The 11,515-nt window shown below is 50.6% G+C and carries 8 protein-coding genes; 2 read left to right on the top strand and 6 right to left on the bottom strand.

Annotation, left to right across the window (positions count from 1 at the left end; all coding sequences use genetic code 11):
* The first annotated feature begins 781 nt into the window (after positions 1-781).
* Entirely contained in the window at positions 782-1,672 is an 891-nt protein-coding gene (locus tag JNC77_RS01695; RefSeq protein WP_374830412.1) for a cell wall hydrolase, read from the top strand.
* Positions 1,673-1,797: 125 nt separating this feature from the next.
* Here the strand turns inward: JNC77_RS01695 and JNC77_RS01690 are convergent, their stop codons facing one another.
* On the bottom strand, positions 1,798-4,284 hold the full coding sequence (locus JNC77_RS01690; RefSeq protein ID WP_374830410.1) for a PIG-L family deacetylase: 2,487 nt from the start codon (positions 4,282-4,284) through the stop codon (positions 1,798-1,800).
* A 451-nt stretch (positions 4,285-4,735) separates the two neighbouring features.
* Between JNC77_RS01690 and JNC77_RS01685 the strand changes: the two genes are divergently transcribed.
* Entirely contained in the window at positions 4,736-5,989 is a 1,254-nt protein-coding gene (locus tag JNC77_RS01685; protein ID WP_374828984.1) for an aminopeptidase, read from the top strand.
* Positions 5,990-6,094: 105 nt separating this feature from the next.
* On the opposite strand, the gene pheT is transcribed toward JNC77_RS01685, so the two are convergent.
* The 5 genes from pheT to rpmI all read right to left on the bottom strand — a co-directional run bounded on the left by pheT (position 6,095) and on the right by rpmI (position 11,329).
* Positions 6,095-8,512: a phenylalanine--tRNA ligase subunit beta gene (pheT, locus tag JNC77_RS01680; protein WP_374828983.1), complete on the bottom strand. Its 2,418-nt coding sequence runs from the start codon at positions 8,510-8,512 to the stop codon at positions 6,095-6,097.
* A 21-nt stretch (positions 8,513-8,533) separates the two neighbouring features.
* The gene (gene pheS, locus JNC77_RS01675) at positions 8,534-9,643 is read right to left on the bottom strand and encodes a phenylalanine--tRNA ligase subunit alpha (protein WP_374828982.1); all 1,110 of its coding nucleotides are present in this window, start codon (positions 9,641-9,643) and stop codon (positions 8,534-8,536) included.
* A 147-nt stretch (positions 9,644-9,790) separates the two neighbouring features.
* On the bottom strand, positions 9,791-10,609 hold the full coding sequence (locus JNC77_RS01670) for a BUD32 family EKC/KEOPS complex subunit (RefSeq protein WP_374828981.1): 819 nt from the start codon (positions 10,607-10,609) through the stop codon (positions 9,791-9,793).
* Positions 10,610-10,698: 89 nt separating this feature from the next.
* Positions 10,699-11,100, bottom strand: coding sequence for a 50S ribosomal protein L20 (gene rplT / locus JNC77_RS01665; protein WP_343801999.1), 402 nt, complete (start codon positions 11,098-11,100; stop codon positions 10,699-10,701).
* A gap of 28 nt (positions 11,101-11,128) precedes the next feature.
* Positions 11,129-11,329, bottom strand: coding sequence for a 50S ribosomal protein L35 (gene rpmI, locus JNC77_RS01660; RefSeq protein WP_184222183.1), 201 nt, complete (start codon positions 11,327-11,329; stop codon positions 11,129-11,131).
* Positions 11,330-11,515 lie beyond the last annotated feature (186 nt).

The raw sequence follows: 11,515 nt of genomic DNA, 5'->3' as shown, positions 1-11,515 counted from the left end.
GTTAATGTTGAAAGGCGCACAGTTTTTCTAAGCGCATGTCTTTATCCCGAAACCGGTAACCACTTTCGGGAGACATGCGTGCGCGGTGCAGGCTATTCATTCGGTTAATGTTGAAAGGCGCACAGTTTTTCTAAGCGCATGTCTTTATCCCGAAACCGGTAACCACTTTCGGGAGACATGCGTGCGCGGTGCAGGCTATTCATTCGGTTAAATCGCCTCATCAATAAACATAAGAAAAGCGGCAGCTTGATTAAATCGGCTGCCGCTTTTTCGAATCGATATCTGTCCTATAAATCATGATTTTTGATGAAAACCGTAAAAACGGGTCGATTATCACACAAAGTTACAATTCAGGAATAAAGTTGAGAATGGCATAGGGAACCATAAAAGCAAAAGCGCATTTGCTGTTTTAAACATATGTTCGAGCTAAGTCTGCGTTAAACCAAACGAAACTGCCCTGCCTCTCATTGTTTGCCTCAAAAAGCTATAAATCAGGGGCTTTCAAAGCATGTTACATGAAAATGCGCCGCAGCATCAGCCAAAGCTTTTTAAGAAAATATTAATATAAATAAAGTTTCATCAAAACTGTATCCCGATAAATTTCACGTCTTTTAGGCGTTCATTCACGAATTTATTGTAACTGTGACATTTGACCCACAGGTTCGAATGCGGTTAAAAAATCACACGGATCCACAAAAGACAAAAAGTTACCCGCTTTGGAGCTCTTCCACTGCGCCCTTACAACTTTCGTGCCTGATATAGGATTAAACTGATGAAACACATGTTCTCTGGTCATTCGGCAAAATTTGCCCTGACAATGGCAATGCTGGCAGCATCAGTAATTGTTTCAGGCTGCACCACCACCGACCAGACCGCAGCGCTCAGCAGCGCTAAAGCGACGACCCAAACAGCCAGCGCTGATAAAGGCAATGTCATCCGCGTCAATGGTGTGAAAACCTATACTTACACACCGAAAGACCGTGAATGCCTCGAACGCGCCATGTTCTTTGAAGCCAACCGCTCCAGTCAGGATGGCCTTGTTGCCGTTGGAACAGTTGTGATCAACCGCCTGTTGTCAAAACAATATCCAGATACGATTTGTGGCGTTGTCGGTCAGAAAAACCAGTTTGCGCCGGGTGTTCTGACCCGCAAGATGAATTCAAAAGCGCTGCCGGATGTGCAAAAAGCCGCCGATGAAGTATTGAAGGGCAAGCGTCACCCCGCCGCCAAGAACTCAATGTTCTTCCATACGGCCGGTTTGAAATTCCCTTACAAAAACATGCATTATGTGCTGGTTGCAGGCGGCAATGCTTTCTATGAAAAGCGCAATAAGGACGGCTCCTTGCAAGCGCCTGTTCCTTCAGAGCCATACAATCTGGCCAGCATCTACACACCACAAAATCAGGCTGTGCCGAGCGACAAGGCATATAATGTCACCACACCACAAACGGCAGAAGAACCGGCAGCAATTGCACCGACCACAATGATTGCGGCTGCCGAACCACAAGCGCCGGTACGGACACAACAGAATACAACTGCACAAGTAGCTGAGCTACAAGTACCGCTGCCAACGGCACAGCCAACTGAATCATTGGCCTATGCACCGGCTGCCGAAAATGTGGATGCGATCGGTGCGTTCCTACTGACGCAGCAGCGCCCAGCCCTCAACTGATTTTTTAAATTTCTCTATAAAAAAAAGCCCCGCCAGCAGAACTGACGGGGCTTTTTTCTTGTCATATTTTTTCTTTATCGCATTATCCTACGCAAAACCGCTTCACACTTTTGCTGGAAATGCTCTTAGTGCTTGGCAGGCTGAACCAGATTGGCCAGCAAGCGGAATGCACCCGGCACCAGCTTGTCGAGCTGATGATGCAGCACAAGGCTTGTATGCGTATGACGGCCTTCACCAATTTCAGCAGAAACCAGTGAACCTTTCAGCTTGTCTTCACCGGCATCGCTCATGGCGAGCAACGGCTTGTAAGCCTCGTCCCATTCGGATGCGAAATAAAGACCGCGTTCCTTATCCCAATTCGCCCAGTCTTCCGGCCCGATTTTGTTCGGGTAGTTGAGCAATGGATGATCAGGCTCAAGAATATCCACCTCCGAATTCGCGTCTGTCACGCGGAAACGGATGGAAGGCGAGCCGATTTTCAGGAATGCCGGTGGCACAGTTTCAGGGTTCCAACCGTCCGAAGGGCGATGATAAAGCGTTACCAAATGGCCGCCCTTCTTAACCCATTCGTGCAAGGCCGGAACAGCAGCCGCCAGATCTTTACGACGACCGAAAGCAAAAATACCAACGACAATGGTTTTCAGATCACGGTATTCACCGCGTTCAACATCCGTTGGTGAAAGCTCCACGACATCAATGCCGAGGCGCTTCATCCACAGACCAACATTATCATTACCGCCGCTGATATAGCCAACTTTGTGGTTCGCAGGCAGTTCAGCACCAACGGTCTGAACAGGCACGGAAACCTTGGTCGGCACAACGGAACGGCCTATATGCGGGTAAGAGAAGGTGTTGATTGCATAGGCTTCTTTGCCGAGCAATTCCGGCTCGATCGCAAAGCGAACTTCACCCGGTTTTGCCGGTGGTTGCAGGTCAAAACTTGCAGCTTCGTCAGATGTGTTGCCAGTTTTGTTCATCGCCCAGCCTTCAGGCAGATCAATCTTCAGATCATCCGTCTTGGCATTGGTAACCGTTGCCGTCATTGCAACTGGCTCAAGCTCTTTAGCTGTGTTGAACACAACGGCATCAGGCTTCAGTTCCAGCGATGCGGATGGCAGAACGCGCAAGGCATCTTCCAGATCCACATCAATTACCGCAGCGCGATCACCAATTTTAGCGGTCAGACGCACGAAGGCATCGCCGTTACCACCAAGCGGATCAAATTGCTCGGTCAAGGGATTGGTAAGGCTCGCATCAGCTGATGCAGTTACCTGATCACCTGCCGCATTCAAACCTTCGCGGGCAATGATTTCTGCCGACTGAATTTCCACGCTTTCAGGCGCATCAACAAGGGTTTTAATGGTGATCGTATCACCGGCCTTGATGTCTGCTCCTTCAGTAAAGGCACGGATATGCATGCCAGACGCTGTTGCCAGCGCCAAATCGATTTCGCGTGTCTTGCGTTCCAGACGATGCGCGATATTGTCATGCAGTTCCTGCGGCAACTGCTTGCGTGCTTCATCAACGGCTTTGCCGATTTCGAGGAGCTTGGCAGTGACAACAACAGGATCGCCATAATCAGCAAGGGCTTCGTCGATCAAGCCTTGCGCATTGCGCAAGCTATCTGCCGCAGAAGCAGGCATGCCATCAACATTGGCGATATCGCCAACAGTTGCAACCAGACCTTCGCGAATGTCTTTTTCAGTTTTCGCTGGCTCGCCCTTGGCAACTTTAGCCAAATGCAATGCCCATTCGGTCTGGGGTTCCGGACGCCAGCGCCCCATAGCCTGTGTGAGGTGGCAAGAACGTGACCATTCACCCATCTGCGGGAAGGTTGCGCCTGAAATTTTATCGCGTTCAGGTGCTGTTACCGTCAATGTGGTTGGTGGTGGTGGAGTTTCATCATCGTAAACACCACCGCCGCCGCCATAAGCAGGCGAATAGATTTTCGGCACGCTCCAAGGGGCAAGGCCGGCCTCAATCTGTTCCGGGAACTCATCTGGGTTGCCGGAGATGTCAGCTGTGATAAAGGTTGCAACCACTGCCGCACGGTGATGACCATGCTGCCCCGGAACATCAAGGAAGCAGTTCATCACGATATCAGGCTTATACTGACGGAAAGCCCATGTCATACGCTCGATGACGCGGTCACGACCCCAACGATCGATTGTCTGGTTCGGATCTTTGGAAAAGCCGAAATCATGGACGCTGTCATTGTGGCCGCGACCACCAAATGCCAACGAGGCATCTAATGAGCGTGATGCTTCTTCCATTTCGCGGGTACGCAATACACCCAGCACAGAGCCACGCTCCGCACCAATGCTGTTTTGACCGCCTTCACCACGCGTGATGCAATAAAGCACTGGACGGATACCATAGACATGGCGCAATGATGCCAGCAGGCCGCTTGGCTCGTCATCCGGATGCGCGCCGGTGGTCATGAATGTGAGCGTTGAGGTCAGACGCTCCAGACGGCGATGCATAGTAACAATCGCCGGTTCCAATTTTTGTTTCGCGATCAACTGAAGATCGCTGGCCGGTGCCGCATAGGCAGGCATTCGGGTTGCTAAAAGTGCCGGGGGAAGGGAGGCGATAAACAATCGCCTTGTCATTTTAGTCACGATTTACTCCTCTCATCAAAGGCGCTCCCAAGGAAGTTTCCGCACGCGACAGTGGGGAGGAAACTTACTAACACCTTGTATTCACTTAACTATGCCTGCCCTTTACCAAAGCAGACAAGACGCTACCGTTTAATTCTTGTTCTTGTGTCTACGTATCAGCGCGCTTGTGCCGATTGATCGAGTATGATGAAGTAAATATAATAACTCAAGTGTGTTGATATAATTTACTGTAATAAACCTTTCACGAAATGAAACTTACATTTTTATTTCAACATAAACTTGCGTGCTCGTTTAAATGACAAAAACAAAGCAGTATTATCGAAAGTTTCATCGCTACGGGTATCTGCTCAATTCGCTTATGCAACACTATGAATTGTGACTGGTCACAGCTTAGCCAAGGCGTTATGTTCAGCGCAGAAAATTCATAAAAGCAGAGGCCGTTATGTCCTATACATTACCGGAAAATATTATTGATCCTGTGAAGCTCGACCGTCTGGCCGAGGTCGCCGTTAAAGTTGGCTTGCGTTTGCGGGAAGGACAAGATCTCGTCATTACCGCACCTGTTTGCGCCCTGCCATTGGTGCGCCTGATTGCCAAACACGCCTATCAGGCTGGTGCCGGACTGGTAACCCCATTTTTCTCCGATGATCAGATTGCACTTGCGCGCTATCAGCATGCCAATGATGCAAGCTTTGATCAGGCCGCTGACTGGCTTTATGAAGGCATGGCCAAAGCTTACAGCAAAAATGCGGCTCGCCTTGCCATTGCGGCAGACAATCCACTGCTTCTCGCCAACCAAGACGCTGGCAAAGTTTCGCGCGCCAACCGCGCTAATTCCAAGGCCTATCAGCCGGCATTGGAGAAAATTGCCAATTTTGACATCAACTGGAATATCATTTCTTATCCAAATCCTGAATGGGCCGCTTTGATGTTCCCTGAAGCATCGCCGGAAGATGCAACCCGCCAGCTCGCTGATGCGATTTTTGCCGCCTCCCGCGTGGATGTCGAAAATCCGGTTGCCGCTTGGGAAGCGCATAATGCAGCGCTGAAAGAACGCACCACCTATTTGAATGCCAAAAACTATCACTCCTTGCATTTCAAAGGTCCGGGCACCGATCTGATTGTCGGGCTGGCAGATGGTCATGAATGGATGGGCGGTGCGTCGGTTGCCAAAAACGGCATTATCTGCAACCCGAATATCCCGACCGAAGAAGTGTTCACCACACCGCATGCATTGCGCGTCAACGGCCATGTTTCCAGCACTAAGCCATTGTCGCATCAAGGCACATTGATCGACAATATCGCTGTACGCTTTGAAGATGGCCGCATCGTTGAAGCCAAAGCCAGCCGTGGCGAAGAAGTGCTCAACAAAGTACTGGATACGGATGCCGGTGCGCGTCATTTGGGTGAAGTGGCCTTGGTGCCGCATTCCTCGCCAATCTCGAAAAGCGGCTTGCTGTTCTACAACACATTGTTTGACGAAAATGCTGCCAGCCATATTGCGCTTGGTCAGTGCTATTCAAAGTGTTTTGTTGATGGTGCAAACCTTACACCGGATGAGGTTAAAGCCAAGGGCGGCAATTCCAGCCTGATCCATATTGACTGGATGATCGGCTCTGATCAGATCGATGTCGATGGCGTCAATGCCGATGGCAGCCATGAGCCGCTGATGCGCAAAGGCGAATGGGCTTACTGATAAGCGACAAAATATGAAAAAAGCCGGAAACCAAGGTTTCCGGCTTTTTTTATTGTCTTAAATTTATCCCAAACAATGATCTGTTTGGGATAATATCAGAAAAGATTAACCGCGCAGCACGCCGCCGGTTTGTTTGGCAACAGCCTCGATGATCTTCTTGGCCACAGCTTCCAGATCTTCTTCGGCCAAAGTCCGGTCAAGCGGCTGCAACAGAACTTCGATCGCAACCGATTTTTTATTCTCGCCCAAAGAAGCACCGGCAAAAATATCAAACACCTGTGCATTGCTGATCAGCTTCTTGTCGGCAGACATCACCGCACGGATCAGGCCGCCTGCTTCCACATTGCTATCCACCACAAAGGCAAAGTCGCGTTTGACGGTCTGGAACTGTGACAGAACCAATGACGGCTTGGTGCAGGTTGCTTTTTTCTTCGGCTCAGGAATGGCATCAATGAAGACTTCAAAGCCGCAAAGCGCGCCGCTCACATCCAAGAGTTCCAGCGTATCCGGATGGAATTCACCGAAATAGCCAAGCACAACTTTTGGTCCCAGCTTCAGCGTGCCGGAACGACCCGGATGGAACCATTCAGGTGCGCCCGCTTCGATCTGGATGCGGTCAACCGGAGCGCCTGCGGCTTCCAAAGCTGCCAGCGCATCCGCCTTGGCATCATAAACACCAACAGCCGGCGCATTGCCTGACCAAAGACGACCTGCACCTTCAACACCAGCAGTGCCGCGGCGGATACCGCCAGCCACACGGCGTTGATCTTGAGGCTTTTCGCCTTCATAAGTGCCAGATACTTCAAAAAGCGCCAGATCAGCAAAACCGCGATCTGCATTGCGCTGTGCTGCAACCAGCAAGCCCGGAAGCAAGCTCGGGCGCATATCCGACATATCGGCCGCAATCGGATTGGCAAGCTTCAGTTCCGGTTTGCCGCCGCCAAAGGCTTTGGCATGCGCTTCCGGAATGAAGGAATAAGTCACCGCTTCCATCATACCGCGGGAAGCCAGCATACGGCGTGCCATGCGGGTGCGGATTTGCAACGTGGTGAGAATCTTGCCGTTGACGCTCCCCATATTTTCCAATGGCTGCGGTTCAATTTCATTGAGACCGTGAATACGCATCACTTCTTCAACAAGATCGGCTTTGCCTTCCACATCACCGCGCCATGACGGCACTTGAACAGTCAAAACAGCTTTACCGTCACCAGACACGCCGAAGCCGAGCCCCGTCAAAATCTGTGCCGCTTCTGCATATTCCACATCCAGATTGGTCAAACGCTTGACCTCTGACACAGGGAAAGTGATTTCACGCGGGGCATATGGCTGATAACCGACAACTTCTGTTTCGGTTGGCGTACCGCCGCACAAATCTATTACCAGTTTGGTTGCATATTCAAGGCCGGAAACCATGAATTCCGGATCAACACCACGTTCAAAACGATAACGGGCATCGGTGACAATACCGAGCTGCCGGCCGGTGCGGGCAATGGTGATCGCATCCCAAAGGGCGGATTCAATCAGCACATCGGTGGTGTTTTCATCACAGCCTGAATGTTCGCCACCCATAATACCGGCAATGGATTCAGCGCCATTATCATCGGCAATGACATACACGTCCGATGATAATTTATATACACGCTGATCGAGCGCCAGAATGGTTTCACCATCTTTGGCAGCACGTACAGTCAGATTGCCTTTGACTTTGGCAGCGTCAAACACATGTAACGGGCGACCATAATCAAAGGTGACATAATTGGTGATATCCACCAGTGCATTGATCGGACGAAGTCCAATGGCCTTCAGGCGCTGCTGCAACCATCGCGGGCTGGCCTTATTTTTAACGCCTTTAACCAAGCGAAGTGCAAAACCATTACAGAATGGTTTGTCGGCAGGCTGATCAAGCACCACTTTAACCGGAGTTTCACCTGTGCCTTTGATCGCTTCAATCTTGTCACCTTTGAGTGTACCAAGACCGGCTGCGGCCAGATCACGGGCAATCCCATGAACGCCTGCACAATCCGCACGATTCGGGGTCAGGCCGATTTCAATGATCGGATCATCAATGCCCATATAGCTCGCATAGCTGGTGCCGACAGGTGCATCTTGAGGAAGATCGATGATACCGTCATGCTCGTCGGACAGTTCCAGCTCGCGCTCGGAGCACATCATGCCGAAGCTTTCAACGCCACGGATTTTGCCAATCGACAGAGTGACATCAATACCCGGCACATAATCGCCCGGACGACCCAAAACACCAACCATACCGGCACGCGCATTGGGCGCACCGCAGACAATCTGCAATGGCTTGCCGTCACCTGCATCAACAGTGAGTACACGCAATTTATCGGCATCAGGATGCTGCACGGCAGTGAGAACTTTGGCAATTGTGAAAGCTTTGAAGCTGGCGCGGTCATCTACGCCATCAACTTCCAGACCAATATCTGTCAGCTTCTCAACGATCTCATCCAGCGTCGCTTCAGTTTCAAGATGTTCTTTCAACCAGGAAAGTGTGAATTTCATTTTATTTGTCCTTTCCGCCTCTTATGCACTCAGACCGCCGAACAAAGTCGGCAGATCTAACGGGCGGAAGCCGTAATGATTAAGCCAGCGCACATCAGCATCAAAGAAAGCGCGCAAATCAGGCATGCCATATTTCAGCATGGCGATACGATCGATACCCATACCCCATGCAAAGCCCTGATAGATATCCGGGTCAAAGCCCGCATTGCGCAACACATTCGGATGCACCATGCCGCAACCCAGAATTTCCAGCCAGTCATTGCCTTCGCCGAATTTCACTTCACGCCCTGAGCGGTCGCACTGGATGTCAACTTCGACAGAAGGCTCGGTGAACGGGAAGAAGCTCGGACGCATACGCATTTTAACCGAAGGCACTTCAAAGAAGGCTTTGCAGAACTCTTCCAGCACCCATTTCATCTGGGCAACAGTTGAAGATTTATCGACAACCAGACCTTCCACCTGATGGAACATCGGGGAGTGGGTTGCATCAGAATCCATGCGGTAGGTTTTACCCGGAATGACGATGCGGATCGGTTCGTCACGGCCTTCCTTGTCACGCATCTGCGCAAAGCGCTCCATAGTGTGAACCTGCACCGGAGAAGTGTGGGTACGCAGCAATTTGCGCTCACCGCTCTCATCCGGATTAAAGAAGAAAGTATCATGCATTTCACGCGCCGGATGGCCTTCAGGGAAGTTCAACGCAGTGAAGTTGTAATAATCGGTTTCAACATCCGGCCCTTCGGCAATCGAAAAGCCCATATCAGCGAAAATTGCGGTAATTTCGTCAATCACTTGGCTGATCGGATGGATACGACCGCGCGATGCAGCAGAACTGCGCACCGGCAAAGTCACGTCGAGCTTTTCGCGCTCCAAACGGACGGCAACAGCCAATTTATGCAATTCGGATTTGCGCGCTGCCAAAGCCTCTGTCACGCGGTTTTTCAATCCGTTGATCGCCGGTCCCTGCTGCTGGCGTTCTTCCGGCGACATCGAGCCCAATGTTTTCAGTTTCTCTGAAACCGAACCCTTTTTACCCAAAGCCGAAACACGCACCGCCTCGATGGTGCTCTCATCACCGGCGGCGGCAATTTCGCCCATAATTGTCTGTTCTAATTGTTCAAGATCACTCATAATTATGCCTTTATACCTTCGGGATACGAGGGCTTCGGGTGTGTTAAAACCGGGAAATCATTTAGATGAAAATGATCTGTTCCGGCCTGATCGGGTCTTTTTTCAAGCGGTCACCTCAGGCAACCTGTTCGTGTCCGCTTGAGACATTCAGTTCTTTAAAGCCTTATCGAAAAATTCCATTGCTTTTAACAGTCTTTTACCGTCGCCGCCCAGATAAAAACGCTTCAAAAAACGCAACGGGCGGATGGTAAAGCGAAAGAAATCAACAATTTTGTTCAATTCACGAATAACATCTTCAGGAGCAATTACCCGATAAGCGGCAAATGCCTGCGCACTGGTTTCCGGCAATCGCGCTTGCGACGAAATCTGGAAGAACATCAGCCATAAATCGCGTGCCTGTGCTGTTGCAAGCGCCATTACGGCTTCCGGCTCTTCTTCAAAATCCAGAAAACCAACTTCGGATCGAACCGAGAAAAAATCACGCGGATGCGGACGGCCATGACAAAGACCACTTGCATGAACTTTGGCCAAAGCCTCCGCACATTCAATCAAAACACGATCATGCGCCTGAGGATCCGTGCGCCTGAGTGCATCAAGCCGTACCTGCTGTATCGGCGTTGCATCGCCCAGCACCACAACATTTTCTTGCGTCCAAACCATATCCGGCACATGCAAACCAGCGCTTTCAAATGCTTGCATTTTGCGCAATTCGCGCGCGCGTTGCCCTTCACTATCTTCAATACGCGGTGAGCGCATAAAAGCATAAGGCATAAAACGCGAAAGCTTGCTATGGAGACGCTTGGGCAGCGGCACGGCTTCAACATTGTAGCGCTTGATCCAGAGGGTACGACCGTCAATCTCAGCCTTCATGATACGTTGACCCGTACTGCGAGCAACAGCCTGAGCCAGAGCATCGTGATGATCCTCTGCCCATGTGCGACCGGCAATTTGCGTATCAATGTTCATGTCAAATCCGGAAAATAAGAAAACCCGCGCCAGCCGAGCCAGCGCGGGTCCCAAAAGTTATTCAATCGTGCTTTGGGAAGGCGGCTGGCTTAACGAACAGCGCCTTCAAAAGCGTTAGGCGTGGTATCTTTCAGATATTCCAGTGCCTTTTTCGCAGAATCAACCAGAGCTACAAATGCTTCAGGTTCATGGATAGCGATATCCGACAGAACTTTACGGTCGATTTCAATGTTTGACTTCATCAGGCCATCGATGAAACGGCCATAGGTCAAGCCATGCTCACGAACAGCAGCGTTGATACGCTGAATCCACAGAGCGCGGAAATTACGCTTACGATTCTTGCGATCGCGGTAAGCATACTGCTTTGAGCGATCAACAGCTGCCATAGCAGTACGAATGGTGTTCTTGCGACGACCGCGGAAACCTTCTGCCTGCTTGAGAACTTTTTTATGTTTAGCGTGGCCAGTTACGCCGCGTTTTACACGTGCCATAGTATGATCTCCTTAAGGATATAGCGGCTTAGAGGCCGTTTGGCAGGAACTTCTTCACGATCTTTGCATCTGGTTCGCTAAGAACCATGGTGCCGCGAGCATCGCGAAGGAACTTGTTCGAGCGCTTGATCATGCCATGACGCTTACCGGCAGCAGCAGCTTTGATTTTGCCGGTTGCGGTAATTTTAAACCGCTTTTTAGCGGAGGATTTGGTCTTCATCTTGGGCATTTTGCTCTCCTAATCTAGAGGCCCTCAACATTCGTTTGAACATCAGAGCTCTGGTTTTCTACTTCCAGACCGACCAAAGTCTGAAAAGCACACGAAACCGCCACGGCATGCCCTGCCGGTCGGTTCGAACGAGGCCTTATAGGCATAATATGATAAAAACGCAACTACTGAATCATCGCGCCGTTT

It is taken from the genome of Paenochrobactrum pullorum (assembly GCF_041929845.1).
Taxonomy (GTDB): domain Bacteria; phylum Pseudomonadota; class Alphaproteobacteria; order Rhizobiales; family Rhizobiaceae; genus Paenochrobactrum; species Paenochrobactrum pullorum.
Note: the sequence above shows the minus strand (reverse complement) of the source record. Positions and strands in the feature narration are given on the sequence as shown.

What these genes read in the sequence shown, in the direction of transcription:
- JNC77_RS01690 (WP_374830410.1), bottom strand. Translation starts at nt 4,284, where the DNA reads ATGACAAGGCGATTGTTTATCGCCTCCCTTCCCCCGGCACTTTTAGCA.
- JNC77_RS01670 (WP_374828981.1), bottom strand. Translation starts at nt 10,609, where the DNA reads ATGAACATTGATACGCAAATTGCCGGTCGCACATGGGCAGAGGATCAT.
- rpmI (WP_184222183.1), bottom strand. Translation starts at nt 11,329, where the DNA reads ATGCCCAAGATGAAGACCAAATCCTCCGCTAAAAAGCGGTTTAAAATT.
- pheS (WP_374828982.1), bottom strand. Translation starts at nt 9,643, where the DNA reads ATGAGTGATCTTGAACAATTAGAACAGACAATTATGGGCGAAATTGCC.
- pheT (WP_374828983.1), bottom strand. Translation starts at nt 8,512, where the DNA reads ATGAAATTCACACTTTCCTGGTTGAAAGAACATCTTGAAACTGAAGCG.
- JNC77_RS01685 (WP_374828984.1), top strand. Translation starts at nt 4,736, where the DNA reads ATGTCCTATACATTACCGGAAAATATTATTGATCCTGTGAAGCTCGAC.
- rplT (WP_343801999.1), bottom strand. Translation starts at nt 11,100, where the DNA reads ATGGCACGTGTAAAACGCGGCGTAACTGGCCACGCTAAACATAAAAAA.
- JNC77_RS01695 (WP_374830412.1), top strand. Translation starts at nt 782, where the DNA reads ATGTTCTCTGGTCATTCGGCAAAATTTGCCCTGACAATGGCAATGCTG.